Source organism: Streptomyces sp. SBT349, assembly GCF_001083795.1.
In the GTDB taxonomy this organism is placed as follows: domain Bacteria; phylum Actinomycetota; class Actinomycetes; order Streptomycetales; family Streptomycetaceae; genus Streptomyces.
On the sequence record NZ_LAVK01000114.1, the window covers coordinates 1 to 20,942 of the forward strand.

Genomic DNA, 20,942 nt, shown 5'->3' on the forward strand with positions numbered 1-20,942 from the left:
GGGGTGGGCGGTTGTCGGTGGCGGCGGTCAACGGGCCGCGGGCGACGGTGGTTTCGGGTGAGCCCGGGGCGTTGGACGAGTTGCTGGCCGCCTGTGGGGCGGATGGGGTGCGGGCTCGCCGAATTCCGGTGGATTACGCGTCGCATTCCGCTCAGGTGGATGGTCTGCGGGAGCGGATCCTGACGGATCTGGCTTCCCTCGCCCCGCGTTCGGGGTCGGTGCCGTTCTACTCCACGGTGACGGGTGGGGAGTTGGACACCGCGGGTCTGGACGGGGCGTACTGGTTCGAGAATCTGCGGGGGACGGTGCGGTTCGCGGCGGTGGTGGAGTCGCTGGTCGCTCAGGGCTTCGGGATATTCGTCGAGGCCAGTGCGCATCCGGTGCTGACGATGGCGATCGAGGATGCCACCGCCATCGGCTCGCTGCGGCGGGGCGAGGGCGGGATGGACCGTTTCGTGGCCTCGCTCGCCGAGGCATGGGTGCACGGCGTTCCCGTGGCCTGGGACCGCGTTCTCGCGGGCGGTCGGCATGTCGACGTGCCGACCTACCCCTTCCAGCACCGGCGTTACTGGCTGAACGCGGCCCCCGCCGGTGCCGTGGACGTCGCCGCGGCCGGGCTTGCCGCCGAGGAACACCCGTTGCTCGGCGCCGCGTTGCCGCTCGCCGACAGCGAGGGCCACGTGTTCACCGGGCGGCTGTCCCTGACCGACCACGCGTGGCTCGCCGACCACATGGTCCACGGCATCGTCGTCCTCCCGGGCACGGCCATCGTGGAACTCGCCCTCCACGCCGCGGGACGCACCGGCTGCGGCGCGGTCGAGGAGCTGACGCTCGAAGCGCCCCTGATCATCCCCGAGGACGGCGAGGCACAACTCCAGCTCGCCGTCGGCGGCCCCGACGGCGACGGCCGACGCCCCCTCACCCTCCACTCCCGCCGGGCCGACGAGCCGTGGACGCGGCACGCCTCGGGCACCCTCGCGAGGGAGGCGGCGCCCGCCGCCTTCGACCTCGCGGCCTGGCCACCGGCGGGCGCGATCCCCGTCGACGTGGCGGAGCTTCAGGCGCGTCTGGCCAAGACGGGACTCGACTACGGGCCCGCCTTCCGCGGCCTGCGGGCGGCGTGGCTGTCCGAGGCGCCTCCCGGTTCGGCGGCGGGCGGGCCGGAACCCGAGGTTTACGCCGAGGTCGTTCTCCCGGAGGGAACGGGCTCCGGCTACGGCCTGCACCCGGCGCTGTTCGACGCGGCCCTGCACCCGATGGACGCCGGCGGCCTGGTCGCCGAATCCGACGCGGCCCGCCTCCCGTTCGCCTGGTCCGGAGTCGCCCTGCACGCCACCGGGGCGACCGCGCTGCGCGTGCGGCTGTCGCGCGCCGTGGACGCCGCGGGGGCCCAGGAGGGCGTGGCCCTGCGGATCGCGGACGGCACCGGGGCGCCGGTGGCCACCGTCGCGTCGCTCGCGCTCCGCCCGCTCGCCGCGGACCAACTGCGCGGCGCCGGCGGGCAGGACGGCCTCTACCGCGTCGAATGGATCTCGCTGCCCCCGGCCACCGCCACCCAGGACACCGGCGCCGGACGCGACACCGATGCCCTCGTCCTCCATGACCTCGCCACCGACCCCGAGGACCGGCGCGGCACCGTCGCCTCCGTCCACGACGTGACGGCGCGTGCCCTGGCGAGGGTGCGGGAGTGGCTGGACGACGAGCGTTCCGAGACGGCGCGCCTGGCGATCGTGACGAGCGGAGCGGTGGCGACGGGCCCGGGGCAGGACGTGCGCGACCTCGGGTCCGCGGCGGCCTGGGGGCTGATCCGTTCCGCGCAGGCCGAGCACCCGGACCGTTTCGTGCTGGTCGACGTGGACGAGGACGCGGCGTCCCGCGCCGCGGTGCCCGCCGCCGTCGCCGCGGCCGTCGCGGCGGGCGAGCCGCAACTCGCCGTCCGGCGCGGCGCGGTCGTCGTGCCGCGCCTGGCCCGGGTCCCGGCCGCCACCGGGCCGCTGCCGCGGCCACGGCCCGACGGCACCGTCCTGATCGTCGGCGGCACCGGCACCCTCGGAAGTCTCCTGGCCCGCCACCTGGTGGCCGAGCATGGCGTGCGGCACCTGCTGCTGGTCGGCAGGCGCGGCCCGGAGACGCCGGGCACGGCCGAACTCGTCGCGCGGCTCGACGGGTTCGGAGCCAGGACGACCATCGTGGCCTGCGACGCCGCCGACCGCGACGCGCTGGCCGCCGTGCTGGCCGCGATACCGGAGGAGCATCCGCTCACCGCCGTGGTCCACGCCGGGGGCGTTCTCGACGACGGCATGGTGCACACGCTGACACCGCGCCAGGTGGAGCGGGTCCTGCGGGCCAAGGTGGATGTCGCCACCCACCTGCACGAACTGACGGCGGGACTCGACCTGTCGGCGTTCGTGCTGTTCTCCGCCGCCGCGGCCACCTTCGGCCGCCAGGGGCAGGGCAACTACGCGGCGGCCAACGCCTACCTCGACGCCCTCGCCGCCCACCGCCGCGCCACCGGCCTCCCGGCGACCTCCCTCGCCTGGGGCCTGTGGGAGCGGCGCAGCGACATGACCGGGCACCTGGACGGGGACGCGCTCTCGCGCATCGCCGCCGCCGGGATGCTGCCGCTGGACGTGGCCGAGGGCCTGGCGCTCCACGATGCCGCGCTGCGCGGCGCCGACGCGGTCGTCACCGCGGCCAGGCTCGACCCCGAGGCGCTGCGCGGGGACGCCGTCGCGCCGCTGCTCCGCGGGCTCGCCCGCCCCGCCGCCCGCCGAGGACCCGGGGCCGGTCCCGGCACGCCGGCGGCCACGGCCGAGGGCGGCGGGGAGGCCGAACTGCGCCGGCGGCTCGACCCGTTGACCGTCGAGGACCGCGAACGGGCCCTGGTGGAGCTGGTCCGTACCCAGGCGGCCGACGTCCTCGGACACGCGTCGGTCCACGCGGTGCCTCCGCACCGCGGGTTCCTGGAGGTGGGGTTCGACTCCCTGACCGCCGTCGACCTCCGCAACCGGCTCGGCCGCGTCGTGGGACGGCGGCTCTCGGCCGTGCTCGTCTTCGACCACCCGACCCCCGCCCGGCTGGCCCGGCACCTCGGGGCGCTGCTGTGGCCCGAGGGCGGCCGGCCCTCGGGCGCGGCCACGGAGGCCGGGCAGGCGGCACCACCGGAGACGGGCGACGCGGCGGCGACGGCGGACGCGGCTGACGCGGCGCCACCGGGCGGCGAGGACATCGACGCCGTGCTCAAGGACGCGACGGCCGACGAGGTCTTCGCCTTCATCGAAGCGCAGATCATCGACCGCGAGAAGGGCGGGCCACGGGGTGACCACTGAGGAGAAGCTCCTCGACTACCTCAAGCTGGTGACGGCTGATCTCCACAAGACCCGCCGGCGCCTGAAGGACGTCGAGGAGCGCGCGCCCGAGCCCATCGCGATCGTCGCCATGAGCTGCCGCTACCCGGGCGGCGTGCGGTCGCCCGAGGACCTGTGGCGGTTCGTCGCCGACGAGGGCGACGCCATCTCGGAGTTCCCCACCGACCGCGGCTGGGACCTGGACACCCTCTACGACGAGGAGCCCGGCAAGCCGGGGAGGACATCGGTGCGGCACGGCGGCTTCCTGCACGACGCCGCCGACTTCGACGCCGAGTTCTTCGGCATCAGCCCGCGCGAAGCCCTCGCCATGGACCCCCAGCAGCGCCTGCTGCTGGAGACCTCCTGGGAGGCGATCGAACGGGCGGGCATCAACCCCCGGACGCTCCGCTCCACCGCCACGGGCGTCTTCGCCGGCGTGATGTACCACGACTACGCCTCCCGGATGCCCACCGCCCCCGAGGGCCTTGAGGGGTACTTCTACAACGGGAGCGCGGGCAGCGTCGCCTCGGGGCGCGTCGCCTACGCTCTCGGCCTCGAAGGCCCCGCCGTCACCGTGGACACCGCCTGCTCCTCGTCCCTCGTCGCCCTGCACCTGGCGAGCCACGCCCTGCGCCAGGGCGACTGCACCATGGCCCTGGCCGCGGGGGCGACCGTGCTGGCCAGTCCCAACCTCTTCATCGAGTCGAGCCGTCAGCGGGCTCTCGCCGCCGACGGCCGCTGCAAGGCGTTCGCCGACGCCGCCGACGGCGCCGGGTTCTCCGAGGGCGTCGGCGTCCTGCTGCTCGAACGCCTCTCCGACGCGAGGCGCAACGGGCACCCCGTGCTCGCCGTCGTCCGCGGCAGCGCCCTCAACCAGGACGGCGCCAGCAGCGGCCTCACCGCGCCCAACGGGCCCGCGCAGGAACGAGTCATCCGCCAGGCTCTCGCGAACGCCGGGCTGACCACCGCCGACGTGGACGGCGTCGAGGCGCACGGCACCGGGACCCGACTCGGCGACCCGATCGAGGCCGAGGCGCTCCTCGCCACCTACGGGCGCCACCGGGATCCCCACCATCCCCTGTGGCTGGGCTCGTTGAAGTCGAACATCGGCCACACCCAGGCGGCGGCGGGCGTCGGCGGCGTCATCAAGTCCGTGATGGCGATGCGCCACGGGGTGCTGCCGAGGACGCTGCACGTCGACGCGCCCTCCTCCCACGTGGACTGGGACGCGGGCGGCGTGCGGCTGCTGACCGAGTCGATGCCGTGGCCCGAGACGGGCCGCCCGCGCCGCGTCGGCGTCTCCTCGTTCGGCGCCAGCGGCACCAACGCCCACGCCATCATCGAACGGCCGGAGCCCGAGACGCGGCCCGTTCCCGACGTCCCCCTCCACGGCGCGGGACCGGTGCCGCTCGTCATCCACGGCAACGCCGCCGCCGCCGTCCCGGCCCAGGCGGCCGCGCTGCGCGACCACCTCGCCGCCCAGCCCGGGTCGCCGCTGCGCGACACGGCCGACGCCCTGGTCGCGACCCGCGCCGCCCTCGACCACCGCGCCGTCGTCGTCGCCGACGACCGCGACGGCGCGCTCGCCGCCCTCGCCGCGCTCGCCGACGGCAGGCCCGCCCCCGGCACGTTCACCGGCCGCGCCCTCCCCGGCGCCGACCGGCCGGTCATGGTCTTCCCTGGCCAGGGCTCGCAGTGGGCGGGCATGGCCGTGGACCTGCTGAACGCCGCGGACGCCGCCGAGCCGGGAACCGGCACCCCGGGTCCCTCCGACGCCACCCGTGCGTTCGCCGACCGGATCGCCGCGTGCGAACGCGCCCTCGCCGAGCACGTCGACTGGTCCCTGACCGGCGTCCTGCGCGGCGAGCCGGGCGCCCCCACGCTGGAGCGGGTCGACGTCGTCCAGCCCGTGCTCTGGGCGGTGATGGTGTCGCTGGCCGAGCTGTGGCGCGCGCACGGCGTTCAGCCCGCCGCCGTCGTCGGCCACTCCCAGGGCGAGATCGCCGCGGCCTGCGTCGCGGGGGCCCTGTCCCTGGACGACGCCGCCCGCGTCGTCGCCCTCCGCAGCAAGGCCCTGCTCCTGCTCGCGGGGGACGGCGGCATGGTGTCCCTCGCCCTGTCGGCCGACGCCACCCGCGCGCTCCTCGACCGCTGGGCCGGCCGCCTCGCCGTCGCCGCCGTCAACGGCCCCCGGGCCACCGTCGTCTCCGGCGAACCGGCGGCCCTGGACGAACTCCTCGCCGCGTGCGACGCCGACGGCGTGCGCGCCCGGCGCGTTCCCGTGGACTACGCCTCGCACGGCCCGCAGGTCGAGCGCATCCGTGACGAACTGCTCAGCGCCCTGGCGCCCCTCACCCCGCGCGCCGCCACCGTTCCGTTCCACTCCACCGTCACCGCCGAGCCCCTCGACACGGCGGGCCTCGACGCCGCCTACTGGTACACCAACCTCCGGCACACCGTTCGCTTCGAGGAGACCACGCGCGCCCTGCTCGCCGCGGGCCACGCCCTGTTCATCGAGGTCAGCGCCCACCCCGTGCTCACGGCGGCCATCCAGGACACCATCGAGGCCGCCGAGGCGGAGGCCGCGGCCCTCGGCACGCTGCGCCGCGACGAGGACGGGCCGCGACGGTTCCTCGGCTCGCTCGCCGACGCGTACGCCCACGGCGCCGACATCGACTGGCGCGGCACCGGCATGGGCACGGCCACGGGCAACGGTACGGGCACGGGCAACGGAACCGGAGCCGCCACCGGCGGGTCCGTTCCGCTGCCGACCTATGCCTTCCAGCGCAGGCGCTACTGGCTCGACGCACCCGCCACCACCGCGAGCGCCGCCGGGCTCGGCCTCGGCACGGCGGAACACCCGCTGCTCGGGGCGCGCGTGGCGCTCGCCGACGCGGACGGCGTCCTGTTCACCGGCCAGATCTCCCCGCGCACCCAGCCGTGGCTCGCGGGCCACGCCGTGCACGGCACCGTGCTGCTCCCCGGCACCGCCCTGCTCGAACTCGCCCTCCAGGCGGGCGACCACGTGGGCTGCGGAACCGTCGACGAGCTCACGCTCGAAGCGCCGCTGGTCCTGCCGGAACGCGGCCCCGTGTTCATCCAGCTCGTCGTGGACGAACCCGACGCGAACGGCCGCCGGGCGCTGCGGCTCTACTCGCGCCACGACGAGGCCGGGCCCTGGACCCGCCACGCCGAGGGCGTCGTGTCCCCCGGCGCCGAAGGACCCGATGCCGCTGACACCGGCCTCACCACCTGGCCGCCGCCCGGAGCCGAACCGCTGCCCGTCGACGGCCTGTACGAGCGGCTCGACGCGAGCGGATTCGCCTACGGCGGCGCGTTCCGCGGCCTGCGCGCCGCCTGGCGCCGCGCCGGGGTGTCCGGCGACGAGCTGTACGCCGAGGTGGCCCTCCCCGACTCCGCCAGGGACGACGCGGAACGCTACGGCCTGCACCCCGCGCTGCTCGACGCGGCGCTGCACCCGCTGGCCCTGGCCGACCCGTCGGCCTCGGGCCGCGACCGGGGGCGGCTGCCGTTCTCCTGGACCGGCGTCACCCTGCACGCCGTCGGCGCCGCGGCGCTGCGCGTCCGCCTGCTGCCCCTGGCGGCCGACCGGGTCGCCGTCACCGTCGCCGACACCACGGGCGAGGTCGTCGCGCAGGCGCGTTCACTCGACCTGCGACCCGTCTCCGACGCGCTGGCGCTCGGCGACGCGAAGGGCGCCGCCCTTCACGCCGTCGACTGGCGGCCCCTGCCGGAGACGGGGGCCGCCGAGGCTCCCGCCGAGCACGCCGTCCTACGGCTGACGGACGGGCCGTCACCCACCGCCCCCACCGACCCCATCGCCGCCGTCCATGGCCTGGCGGGGCGTGTGCTGGTGGCGGTGCGGGAGGTGTTGGAGCGGGGTGGTCGGCTGGTGGTGGTCACCGGTGGTGCGGTGGCCGTGGGTGCGGAGGGTCGGGTGGTGGATCCGGCTGCTTCGGTGGTGTGGGGTCTGGTGCGGTCGGCGCAGGCTGAGCATCCGGGTCGTTTCGTGCTGGTGGACACGGACGCGGACACGGACGTGGACATGGCCGATGAGGTGTTGGCGGGTGTGCTGGCGTCGGGTGAGCCGCAGGTGGCGGTGCGCGAGGGGCGGGTGTTCGTTCCGCGTCTGGAGCGCCTGCCGGAGGTCGTGGGCGAGGTGCCGCCGTTCGATCCCGAGGGGACGGTTCTGCTCACCGGCGGAACGGGGACCCTCGGCGGGCTGACGGCCCGCCATCTCGTCACCGAGCACGGCGCGCGTCACCTGCTGCTTGTCTCCCGGAGCGGCGACGAGGCCGAGGGCGCGGGCGAGTTGGTGGCCGAGTTGACGGCGCTGGGGGCCTCGGTCACCGTGGCCGCCTGCGACGCCGCCGACCGGGACGGCCTGGCCGCCGTCCTCGACACCCTCTCCGACGAACACCCGCTGACCGCCGTCGTGCACGCCACCGGCGTCCTCACCGACGGCCTCGTGGACTCCCTGACGGAGGACGCGCTCGGTGAGGCGCTGCGGTCGAAGGTGGACGCGGCCTGGCATCTGCATGAACTCACCGCGGGCCTGGACCTGGCGGCGTTCGTGCTGTTCTCGTCCGCGGCCGGGGTGTTGGGCAGCGCGGGGCAGGCGGCGTATGCGGCGGCCAACGCGGCGCTCGACGGCCTCGCGGGCTTCCGGCGCTCCCAGGGCCTTCCGGCGGTGTCGCTGGCCTGGGGCCTGTGGGCCGAACGCAGCACGATGACGGGTGGGCTCGGCGAGACCGACCTCGCCCGCATGGCCCGCGGCGGCATCAAGCCGCTCACCACCGCCCAGGGCCTGGCCCTCCTCGACCAGGCGCTGGCCGACCCGCGGCCGGGACCCGCGGGAGCGACGCTGCTCGCCGCACGCCTCGCCCCCGTCGCGGCCTCGCCCTCGCTCCCCGCGCTGCTCGCCGGCCACGCCGCGCCCGCGGCGCCCCGGCGCAGCCGCCGCCGGGCCGCCGACGCGCCCGCCACGCCTCGCCTGCGGCAGCGGCTCACCGCGCTCTCCGAGCCGGAGCAACGCCACGCCGTCCTCGGCCTCGTCCGGGAGAACATCGCCGCCGTCCTCGGTCACGCCTCGCCCGACACCGTCACACCGGGCCGTGCGTTCAAGGACCTGGGCTTCGACTCGCTGACGGCCGTCGAACTGCGCAACCGGCTCTCCGCCGAGACCGGCCTGCGCCTGCCCGCCACCCTGGTCTTCGACCACCCCACCCCCGAGGCGCTGGCCGACCTGATACGGCGGCAGGTCCTCGACCAGGCCCCCGAGCAGCGCCGGATCATCCCCACCGCCGTGGACGAGCCGGTGGCGATCGTGGCGATGGGCTGCCGGTATCCGGGCGGGGTGGCCTCGCCCGAGGATCTGTGGCGGCTGGTGATGGAGGGCGGCGACGCGATCTCGGCGTTCCCCGAGGACCGCGGCTGGGACGTGGACGCGCTCTACGACCCGGACCCGGAACGGCCGGGGCGTTCGTATACGCGGCACGGCGGATTCCTCGACGGGGCCGGGGACTTCGACGCGGAGTTGTTCGGGATCTCGCCGCGTGAGGCCCTGGCGATGGATCCGCAGCAGCGGTTGCTGCTGGAGACCTCGTGGGAGACCTTCGAGCGGGCGGGCATCGACCCGCTGTCGCTGCGCGGGACGGACATCGGCGTCTTCGCGGGCGTGATGTACCACGACTACGGCAGCCGCCTGCACACCGTTCCCGAGGACGTCGAGGGCTACCTCGCCACCGGCGCATCGAGCAGCGTGATCTCCGGACGCGTCGCCTATACCTTCGGGCTTGAGGGCCCCGCGGTGACGGTGGACACGGCCTGCTCGTCGTCCCTGGTGGCGCTGCATCTCGCGGCCCAGGCGCTGCGCCGGGGCGAGTGCTCCATGGCGCTCGCCGGTGGCGTGACCGTCCTGTCGTCACCGGCCCTGTTCACCGAGTTCAGCAGGCAGCGCGGCCTTTCGGCGGACGGCCGGTGCAAGGCGTTCGGCGCCGGGGCGGATGGCGCCGGGTTCTCCGAGGGCGTCGGGGTGCTGCTGCTGGAGCGGTTGTCGGACGCGCGGCGCAACGGTCACCGGGTGCTGGCGGTGGTGCGGGGGAGCGCGGTCAATCAGGACGGCGCGAGCAACGGGCTCACCGCGCCGAACGGACCCTCCCAACAGCGGGTGATCCGGGCCGCGTTGGCGGGTGCGGGGGTGTCGGCCGGTGAGGTGGACGTGGTGGAGGCGCACGGCACGGGCACCACCTTGGGTGATCCGATCGAGGCGCAGGCGTTGCTCGCCACCTACGGCCAGGGCCGGGAGGGTGAACGGCCGTTGTGGCTGGGGTCGTTGAAGTCGAACATCGGGCACGCCCAGGCGGCGGCGGGTGTGGGTGGTGTGGTCAAGATGGTGCAGGCGATGCGGCACGGGGTCCTGCCGCGCACGTTGCACGTGGACGAGCCGTCGCCGCATGTGGACTGGGACGCGGGTGCGGTGCGGCTGCTGACCGAGTCGGTGGAATGGCCCGACACCGGCCGCCCCCGCCGCGCGGGCGTCTCCTCCTTCGGGGCGAGCGGGACGAACGCCCACGTCATAGTCGAGGCTCCCACCGCCGCGCAGTCGGGAACGCCGAGCACTCCTGCCTCCGCTCCGCCGGTCCTGCCGTTGGTGGTGTCGGGTGCGGGCGAGGGGGCGTTGCACGCTCAGTTGGCGCGGGTGCGGGGTGTCGAGCCGTCGGTGGATGTGGGGTGGTCGCTGGCGATGGGCCGGGCCGCGCTTGATCACCGTGCGGTGGTGCTGGGGTCGGACACCGTGGTGGGTGAGGTAGTACCTGGTGGCAGCCGGGTGGTGCTGGTGTTTCCGGGTCAGGGGTCGCAGTGGGTGGGGATGGCGGTGGGGTTGCTGGATGCCTCGCCGGTGTTCGCGGAGGGGATGGCCGCCTGTGAGGTGGCGTTGAGTCCTTTTGTCGACTGGTCGCTCTGCGAGGTGCTGCGTTCGGAGGACGAGGGCTGGCTTGAGCGGGTTGATGTGGTGCAGCCGGTGTTGTGGGCGGTGATGGTGTCGCTGGCCGGGCTGTGGCGTTCGTATGGTGTGGAGCCCGCTGCCGTGGTCGGTCATTCGCAGGGGGAGATCGCCGCCGCCTGTGTCGCCGGTGGGTTGTCGTTGGAGGACGGCGCCCGCGTCGTCGCTTTGCGGAGCAGGGCGTTGCTGGGGTTGTCCGGCAGGGGTGGGATGGTGTCGGTCGCGGAGCCGGTGGCCGAGGTGGAGGGGCGCATCGCCGGGTGGGGTGGGCGGTTGTCGGTGGCGGCGGTCAACGGGCCGCGTGCGACGGTGGTTTCGGGTGAGCCGGGGGCGTTGGACGAGTTGCTGGCCGTCTGTGAGGCGGATGGGGTGCGGGCTCGCCGCATTCCGGTGGATTACGCGTCGCATTCCGCTCAGGTGGATGGTCTGCGGGAGCGGATCCTGACGGATCTGGCGCCTGTTGTGCCGCGTTCGGGGTCGGTGCCGTTCTACTCCACGGTGACGGGTGGGGAGTTGGACACCGCGGGTCTGGACGGGGCGTACTGGTTCGAGAGTCTGCGCGGCCGGGTGCGGTTCGATGAGGCGGTGCGTGCGGCGCGGGCGGACGGGCATGGGGTGTTCGTCGAGGCCAGTGCGCATCCCGTGCTGGTGCCCAGCCTGGACGAGGCCGTCGCCGTCGGCTCGTTGCGGCGGGGCGAGGGCGGGATGGACCGCTTCCTGACCTCGCTGGCCGAGGCGTGGGTGCACGGCGTTCCGGTCGCCTGGGACCGCGTGTTCGCCGGCGGTCGGCATGTCGACGTGCCGACCTACCCCTTCCAGCGGCAGCGCTACTGGCTCGACGCCGACACCCGCGCCGCCTCGTCCGCCGACGGGCTCGGCCTGCGCGGGACGGAACACCCCCTGCTGGGCGCGGGCGTGGAGTTGGTGGGCAGCGACGGGTTCTTGCTGACGGGCAGCCTGTCACTGCGGCAGCACCCGTGGCTGGCGGATCACGCGGTCAACGGCGCCGTCCTGCTGCCCGGCACGGCGATGCTGGAGATGGCCGTGCACGCCGGTGACCAGGTCGGCTGCGGACACGTGGACGAACTCATCCTCGAAGCACCGCTCCTCCTCCCCGACACGGGGAACACCCACCTCCAGCTCACCGTCGCCGCACCCGAGGGGGACGGGCGGCGCGCCGTCGCCCTCCACTCTCGCCCGCCGGGCTCCACCACCTGGACCCGCAACGCCACCGGCTTCGTCTCCGCCGAAACGGCCGCCCCCGGTGCCGGGACCACCCCCTGGCCGCCGCCCGGCGCGGAACCCCTCGGCGCCGACGCGCTCTACGATCACCTCACCGCGGGCGGCTTCGGCTACGGCCCGGCGTTCCGCGGGCTGCGCGCCGCCTGGCGCAGCGGTGACGAGCTGTACGCCGAGGTGGAGCTACCGGAGGCGGCGGCCGGACGCGGGACCCGGGACTTCGCGCTGCACCCCGCGCTGCTCGACGCAGCGCTCCACGCCCTGGCGCGCGCCGTGCTCGTCGGCGACGAGGGCGCCTGCCGACTCCCGTTCGCCTGGCACGGAGTCACCCTGCACGCCGCCGGCGCGTCGGCGCTCCGCGTCCGCCTGCGCCTGGCGGAGAGCGGCGATGTGTCCCTCACCGTTCACGACCGGCACGGCAGCCCCGTCGCCGACGTCGCCGCGCTGCGGCTGCGCGCCACGGACGGCCCGCTGCGCCCGGCCGTGCCCGGGAGCAACGGCGGGCTGTACCGGCTGGGTTGGACGCCGCCGACCGCGCGGGTCGCCGCCGACGACGAGGCGGTGGAGGCCGTATCCGTCGACTTCCGGGGCCCGCACGCCGACGCGCACGACGTTCCCGCCGCGCTGCACGGCGTGACCCGACGCGCCCTGGCGACCGTGGCGGAGTGGCTGGCCGACCCCGCCAACGAGGCGCGTCGGCTGGTCGTCGTGACCCGGGGTGCGGTGGCGACCGGCCCGGACGAGACCGTCAGTGACCCGGTGGCCGCCGCCGTGTGGGGCCTGGTCCGTTCCGCGCTGATCGAGCAGCCGGGCCGGTTCGCGCTGCTCGACGTGGACACGGTCGCGGACGCCGACCCGCTGGCGGATCCGGTGGTCGCGGCGGCCGTGGCCTCCGGGGAGCCGCAGCTCGCGGTACGCGCCGGCACCGTGTCGGTGCCTCGGCTGGAACCGGCCGACCGGCCGCGCGTGCCTGACCCGCCGCCGTTCGCCGACGCCGGCGGCACGGTGCTGATCACCGGCGGCTCCGGCACGCTGGGCCGCCTGCTGGCCCGCCACTTGGTGGCCGAACGCGGCGTCCGCGACCTGCTGCTGGTCTCGCGCCGGGGCGCCGACGCTCCCGGGGCGGCCGAACTCGGGGCGGAACTGGCCGCGTGGGGCGCCAGGGTGGAGCACGCCGGCTGCGATGTCGCCGACCGGGAGGCCCTGGCCCGGCTCCTCGCGGGGCGTCGCCTGTCCGCCGTCGTGCACACCGCGGGCATCCTGGACGACGGAGTCGTCGGCACTCTCACGCCAGAGGGGCTCGCCCGCGTGCTGCGCCCCAAGGCGGACGCGGCCTGGCACCTGCACGAGCTGACCCGCGAGCAGCCGCTCACGTCCTTCGTCCTGTTCTCGTCCGTCATCGGCACGACGGGCGGCGCGGGGCAGGCCAACTACGCGGCGGCGAACGCGTTCCTGGACGCGCTGGCGCTGCACCGCAGGTCGCTGGGCCTTCCCGCCGTGTCGCTGGCGTGGGGCCTGTGGGCCGAACGCAGCGGCCTGACCGCCGCGATGAGCGGCACCGACGTGGCGAGGATGGCCAGGGGCGGCATCGCCCCCCTCGACTCGGCCACCGGCCTGGCCCTGTTCGACGCGGGCTCGGCGCCGGGCGGGACGCTCGGTGACGCGGTCGCCGTCGCCGCGACGCTGAACGCGACGGTGCCCGCGGGCGAGGACGTTCCCGCGGTGCTGCGCGGCCTCGTCCGCTCCGCCGCCCCGGCCAGGCCGACGCTCGGCGCGCCCGCCGCCCGCGGCGGCGGCCTCGCCGACACGCTCGCCGGACTCTCCCCCGACCAGCAGCGCGAGGCGCTCATCGATGTGGTGCGCGCCCAGGCGGCGCACGTCCTGCGCCGCGGCAACGCCTCCTCGGTCGACCCGGGCCGCGCGTTCAGGGAGCTGGGCTTCGACTCGCTGATCGGCCTGGAGCTGCGGAACCGGCTCAACGCGGCGACCGGACTGCGCCTGCCGTCCACCGCCGTCTTCGACCACCCCACGCCGCACGCCCTCGCCGACGTCCTGCGGACCCTGCTGCTCGGCGAGGACACCGCCGTGTCCGCCGCGCCCGCGCTCCCGGCGCCCGCGGTGGCGGGGGGTGGCGAGGATCCCGTGGTGGTCGTCGGGATGGCGTGCCGGTATCCGGGCGGGGTGGATTCGCCGGAGGCGTTGTGGCGGCTGGTCGCGGAGGGGGTGGATGCCGTTGGGGCGTTCCCGGTGGACCGCGGCTGGGATGTGGCCTCGCTCTACGATCCGGATCCGGAGCGCGTGGGTCGGTCGTATGTGCGGGAGGGTGGGTTCCTGCACGAGGCGGGGGAGTTCGACGCCGGGTTCTTCGGGATCTCGCCGCGTGAGGCGCTGGCGATGGATCCGCAGCAGCGGTTGCTGCTGGAGACGTCGTGGGAGGTGTTCGAGCGGGCGGGGATCGATCCGGCCTCGGTGCGTTCCAGCGCCACCGGCGTCTTCGCGGGCCTGATGTACCACGACTACGCCTCCCGGCTGTCCACCGCGCCGGACGGCTTCGAAGGACACCTGCTCACCGGCAACACCGGCAGCGTCGCGTCCGGGCGCGTCGCCTACACGTTCGGCCTTGAGGGGCCGGCGGTGACGGTGGACACGGCGTGTTCGTCGTCGCTGGTGGCGTTGCATCTGGCGGCGCAGTCGCTGCGGAGCGGTGAGTGCGCGATGGCGCTGGCGGGCGGCGTCGCGGTGATGGCCACGCCGGGAACGTTCGTGGAGTTCAGCCGGCAGCGTGGGCTGGCGCCGGACGGGCGGTGCAAGCCGTTCGCGGAGGGGGCGGATGGGACGGGTTGGGCCGAGGGTGTCGGCGTGCTGCTGCTGGAGCGGCTTTCCGATGCGCGGCGCAACGGTCACCGGGTGCTGGCGGTGGTGCGGGGCACCGCCGTCAACCAGGACGGCGCCAGCAACGGCCTGACCGCGCCCAACGGCCCGTCGCAGCAGCGGGTGATCCGCGCGGCGCTGGTCAACGCGGGCCTGTCGGCGAACGAGGTGGACGCGGTGGAGGCGCATGGCACGGGTACGGCGCTGGGTGATCCGATCGAGGCGCAGGCGTTGCTCGCCACCTACGGCCAGGGCCGGGAGGGTGAACGGCCGTTGTGGCTGGGGTCGTTGAAGTCGAACATCGGGCACACCCAGGCGGCGTCCGGCGTCGCCGGGGTCATCAAGATGGTGCAGGCGATGCACCACGGGGTCCTGCCGCGGACCCTGCACGTGGATCAGCCGTCCTCCCATGTGGACTGGGACGCGGGCGCGGTGCGGCTGCTGACCGAGTCGGTGGAGTGGCCCGACACCGGCCGCCCGCGCCGCGCCGCCGTCTCCTCGTTCGGCATCAGCGGCACCAACGCCCACGCCATCCTCGAACTCCCGCTCGCGGAGCCCGCGGTGGGGGACACGGCCCCCGCGCCCCCGGCGCCCGGCGACGGCACCGCCGCCCCCTGGATCCTGTCGGCCAGGACCGCGAGCGCGCTGCGCGCCCAGGCCGCCCGCCTGCGCGACCACCTCGCCGCACACCCCGGGCTGCGCCCCGCCGACATCGGCCACTCCCTGGCCCTCACCCGGGCGACGTTCGAACACCGCGCCGTTCTGCTCTCCGGCGCCGACGCGCTGCCCGCCCTCGCCGCCGACGAGGCCCCCGAGCCGTCGGGCCTCGTGCGGGGCGCGGCGATCACCGGCGGCAAGGTCGTCTTCGTCTTCCCGGGACAGGGCTCGCAGTGGGCCGGGATGGCCCTCGAACTCATCGAGCAGTCACCGGAGTTCGCCTCCCGCATGCGGGAGTGCGCCGACGCCCTCGCCCCGCACACCGACTGGTCGCTGCTCGACGTCCTCGCCGAGCCCGGCGCGCCCCTCCTGGAGCGCGTCGACGTCGTCCAGCCCGCACTGTTCGCCGTCATGGTGTCGCTGGCCGAGCTGTGGCGCGCCCACGGCGTTCAGCCCGCCGCCGTCGTCGGCCACTCCCAGGGCGAGATCGCCGCGGCCTGCGTCGCCGGTGCCCTCACCCTCGCCGACGCCGCCGCCGTGGTGGCACTGCGCAGCAGGGCGCTGCGCGCCCTTTCCGGACTCGGCGGCATGATCTCCGTCGCCGCCCCCGAGCACGAGGTGGTGCGCCTCCTCGCCCGGTGGGACGACCGGCTCTCCGTCGCCGCCGTCAACGGTCCGGGCAGCGTCGTCGTCTCCGGCGACCCCGACGCCCTGGACGGGCTCCTCGGCGCCTGCGAGGCGGAGGGCGTACGCGCCCGGCGCATCGCCGTCGACTACGCCTCCCACTCCGCGCAGGTGGAGACGCTCCGCGAGGACATCCTGGCCGCCCTCGCCGGGATCGCCCCCCGGCGGGCCGCCGTCCCGTTCCACTCCACCGTCACCGGCGCCCCCGCCGAGGGACCCGAGCTGGACGCCGCCTACTGGTACCGCAACCTGCGCGCCACCGTCCGCTTCGGGGACACCGTGGACGGCCTCCTCGCCCGCGACGACACGCTGTTCATCGAGGTCAGCCCGCACCCGGTGCTCACGGTCGGCATGTCCGGGTCCGTCGACCTGCCCACCTATGCCTTCCAGCGGGAACGGTTCTGGCTGGAGGCGCCCGCCCCGGCCCGGGACCGTTCCGAGACGGACTCCTGGCGCTACCGCATCGGCTGGGCCCCGCTGCCCGACACCCGGGCAGCCGCCCAGGGGCGTTGGCTGGTCGTCGCGCCCGCCGCCCTCGCCGGGGACCCGCACGTCCTCGCCGCCGCGGCGGCGCTCGCCGAGCACGGCGCGGACGTCGTGCCGGTCGCCGCCCCCTCCGGCGCGGACCGCGAGACCCTCGCCGCGCTCCTGCGCGCCACGCTCCCCGCTTCCGAAGCCGCGCCCGGGACCGACCCCGAGGCGGCGCCCGCCGCCGGGGTGCTGTCGCTGCTCGCCCTGGACGAGGCGTCGCACCCCGGCCTCCCGGACGCGCCCGCGGGGCTCACCGGGACGGTCGCCCTCGTCCAGGCCCTCGGTGACGCGGGCGTCACGGCCCCGCTGTGGCTCGCCACCCGCGGCGGCGTGGCGACGGACCCCGGCCGCGCCCCCGGCAGCACCGCGCAGTCCCTGGTCTGGGGGCTCGGACGCGTCGTCGCCCTTGAGCACGCCGACCGCTGGGGCGGCCTCGTGGACCTGCCGCCCGCCCTCGACGCCCCCGCCGGGGCCCGGCTCGTCGCCGCGCTCACCGGGGTCCGCACCGCCGACGCCAAGCCTGCCGACGCCCCCGAGGACCAGCTCGCGATCGGCCCCACCGGCACGTTCGTCCGCAGGCTGGTGCGCGCCCCCGCGCGCCCCACCCCCGAGGACGCGCGCTGGCGCCCGCGCGGCACCGCCCTCATCACCGGCGGCACCGGCGCCCTCGGCGCCCATGTCGCCCGCTGGCTCGCCCGCAACGGCGTCGAGCACCTGCTGCTCCTCAGCCGCAGCGGCCCCGCCGCCCCGGGCGCCGACCGCCTCGGCGCCGAACTCGCCGAGCTGGGCGCCCGCGTGACGGTCGCCGCCTGCGACGCCGCCGACCGGGACGCGCTGGCCGCGGTCCTCGACGCGATCCCGGCCGAGCACCCGCTGACCGCCGTCGTGCACACCGCCGCCGTCCTCGACGACGGCACCGTGGAGACCATCCGGCCCGAGCAGGTCGAACGCGCCCTGCGCCCCAAGGTCACCGCCGCCGTCAACCTGCACGAGCTGACCCGGGATCTGCCGCTCGACGCGTTCGTGCTGTTCTCCTCCATCGCGGGCACCCTCGGCATCCCCGGGCAGGGCACCTACGCGCCCGGCAACGCCTTCCTCGACGCGCTCGCCGAGGAGCGCCGCGCCCAGGGGCTCCCCGCCACCTCCATCGCCTGGGGCGCCTGGGCCGACGGCGGCATGGCCGCGAACGACGACGTCGCCGACCTGCTGCGCCGCCACGGCCTGGCCGGAATGGCGCCGGAACGCGCCGTCGCCGCGCTCGCGGACGCCGTGGACGCGGGCGACCCCTGCGTGTCCGTCGTGGAGATCGACTGGGAGCGGTTCTTCCTCGCCTTCACGGCCTCCCGCACCAGGCCGCTGCTGCACGACATCCCCGAGGTCCGCGCGATCCGCGCCGCACACGCCCGCAGGGAGGAGGACGAGCCCGGCGGCGGCGCCCTCGCCCGCCGCCTCGCCGGCGCCACGGAGGCGGAGCGCGGCCGCATCCTGCTCGACCTGGTGCGCGGTCACGTCGCCGCCGTCCTGGGGCACAGCGGCGCCGACGCCGTCGCGCCGGGCCAGGCGTTCAAGGGCCTCGGGTTCGACTCCCTGACCGGCGTCGAGGTCCGCAACCGCCTCAACGCGGCGACCGGGCTGCGCCTGCCCGCCACCGCGGTCTACGACCACCCCGCGCACGGCGCCCTCGCCGCCCACCTCCACGAGCGGCTCCTCGACGCCCCGGCCGGGCCCGCCCCTGCCGCCGCGCCGCAGGACCGCCGGGCCCAGGCCGCGCCCGGCGCCCCCGCCGAGGACGACCCGGTCGTCATCGTCGCCATGAGCTGCCGCTTCCCCGGCGGCGCCGGGAGCCCGGAGGAGCTGTGGGAGCTGGTCCGCACCGGCACCGACGCGATGACCCCGTTCCCCGCCGACCGGGGATGGCGGCTCGACGGGCTGTTCGACCCCGACCCGGACACCCCCGGCACCTCCTACGTCAGGGAGGGCGCGTTCCTCGACGCCGTCGCGGACTTCGACGCCGACTTCTTCAGCATCAGCCCGCGCGAGGCCCTGGCCATGGACCCGCAGCAGCGGCTCATGCTGGAGCTCTCCTGGGAGCTGTTCGAGCGCGCGGGCATCGCGCCAGGCACCCTGCGCGGCAGCCGCACCGCCGTCTACGCGGGCACCAACGGGCAGGACTACCCGGCGCTGCTCGCCGAGGCCGCGCCCGGGGCGCGCGTCGACGGCGCCCATGTGGCCGAGGGCTACCGCTCCACGGGCGCCGCCGCCAGCGTCATGTCCGGCCGGATCTCCTACGCGTTCGGCTTCGAGGGCCCCGCCGTGACGGTGGACACCGCCTGCTCCTCCGCCCTGGTCGCCCTGCACCTGGCCGCCGCGGCGCTGCGCAGCGGCGAATGCGACCTGGCGCTGGCGGGCGCCGTCACCCTGATGTCGACCCCTGACCTGTTCGTCGAGTTCAGCCGTCAACGGGGCCTGGCCGCCGACGGCCGCTGCAAGCCGTTCGCCGCCGCGGCGGACGGCACCGGCTGGGGCGAGGGCGCCGGGCTCCTGCTGCTGGAGCGGCTCTCCGACGCCCGCCGCAACGGCCACGACGTGCTCGCCGTCGTCCGCGGCAGCGCCGTCAACTCCGACGGCGCGAGCAACGGCCTCACCGCACCCAACGGCCCCTCCCAGCAGCGCTGCATCACCGCCGCGCTGGCCGGCGCGGGCCTGGCGCCGGCCGACGTGGACGCGGTGGAGGCGCACGGCACCGGCACCCGGCTCGGCGACCCCATCGAGGCGGGGGCCCTCATCGCCGCCTACGGCCAGGACCGCGACCCCGAACGGCCGCTGTGGCTGGGCTCGGTGAAGTCCAACATCGGCCACACCCAGGCCGCCGCGGGCGTCGCCGGGGTCATCAAGATGGTCGAGGCCATGCGACACGAGGAGCTGCCCCGCTCCCTGCACCTCGACGCGCCGAGCCCGCACGTCGACTGGTCCTCGGGCGCCGTCCGCCCGCTGGGCGAGGCCGTGCCGTGGCAGGCCAGGCCGGGACAGCCGCGCCGCTTCGGCGTCTCCTCGTTCGGCATCAGCGGCACCAACGCGCACGCCATCATCGAACAGGCGCCCCCGGCGCCGGCCCCGGCGCCGGCGGGCGACCCGGCCCGGCGGGAGGGGCCCGCCACCCGGCTGTTCCCCGTCTCCGCCAGGAACGACGAGGCCCTGCGCGCCCAGGCCCGCCGCCTGCGCGCGCACCTCGACGCCGGCGCCGACGGCCCGGCCGCCCCGGCCGACCTCGCGTACGCGCTCGCCGCCGCCCGCCCCCACCTGCCGGTCCGCGCCGTTGTCACCGCCGGGACCAGGGAGGACCTCCTCGGCGGCCTCGACGACCTCGCCGCCGGACGCCCCTCCGCCCACCTCACCACCGGCCACGCCCCGCCCGACACCACGGTGGCGTTCCTCTTCACCGGCCAGGGCAGCCAGCGGGCCGGCATGGGCACCGAACTCGCCGCCGCCCACCCCGCGTTCGCCGCCGCGTTCGACGCGGTGTGCGCGGAGTTCGACCGGCACCTGGAGCGCCCGCTGCGCGAGGCCATCGCCGACGCCGAGGCGCTGGACCGCACCGAGTACGCCCAACCGGCCCTCTTCGCCGTCGAGGTCTCCCTCTTCCGCATGCTGGAGAGCTGGGGCGTCACGCCGCAGCTCCTCGCCGGGCACTCCATCGGCGAGCTGGCCGCCGCCCATGTCGCGGGCGTCCTCTCCCTGCCCGACGCCGCCACGCTCGTCGCCGCCCGCGGCCGCCTGATGCAGGCGCGGCGCGCGGACGGCGCCATGGTCGCGATCGAGGCCGGCGAGGGCGAGGTGGCGCCGCGACTCGCGGGGCACGAGGACCGGATCGCCGTCGCCGCCGTCAACGGGCCCACCTCCGTCGTCCTCTCCGGCGACGCGGACCTGGTCGACGAGCTCGCCGCGCACTGGAGCGGCCTGGGCCGCAGGACCAAGCGGCTGCGGACCTCCCATGCGTTCCACTCCCCGCACCTGGACGGCATGCTCGCCGCCTACCGGCGGGTCGCCGACTCCCTGCACTACGCCCCGCCGCGCATCACCCTCGTCTCCACCGTCACCGGACGGCCGCTGACCGCCGAAGAGGCGTGCTCGCCCGCCTACTGGACCGGCCAGGTCCGTGCCACCGTCCGCTTCGCCGAGGCGGTCGCAGCCCTCCGGGCCGAGGGAGCCACCGCCTTCGTGGAACTCGGCCCCGACGCCGTCCTGTCCGGCGCCGTGCCCGACTGCCTGCCCGCCGACCGGGCCTCGCTGCCCTGCGTGCCGCTGCTGCGCGCGGACAGGGCCGAGCCGAGCGCCCTCACCTCCGCCCTGGCGCGCCTGCATGTCCACGGCGTGGAGGCCGACCCGCACGCCCTGTTCGCGGGCACCGGCGCGCGGCGGTGCCCGTTGCCCACCTACGCGTTCCGGCGCACGCGGTTCTGGCCCACGCTGCCCGACGCCGGGGAACGTGCCGAGCCGTGGCGCCGGTGGCGCTACCAGGTGACCTGGGCACCCCTCGCCCACCCCTACCCGGACCCGGACCCCGACACAGGCTTCGAGCCCGGCGT

At 76.1% G+C, this 20,942-nt stretch carries 2 protein-coding genes; both read left to right on the forward strand.

Translation table 11 applies throughout. From position 1 onward, the window contains the following. Window positions 1-17 precede the first annotated feature (17 nt). Window positions 18-3,329 (forward strand): SDR family NAD(P)-dependent oxidoreductase, encoded by a 3,312-nt coding sequence (locus ADY01_RS16140; RefSeq protein ID WP_267888439.1) that lies wholly within the window; start codon window positions 18-20, stop codon window positions 3,327-3,329. Continuing rightward, window positions 3,319-20,942 (forward strand): type I polyketide synthase (locus ADY01_RS40610; RefSeq protein WP_053170900.1); only part of this gene is annotated, 17,624 nt, incomplete at its 3' end. The genes ADY01_RS16140 and ADY01_RS40610, both read left to right, overlap by 11 nt.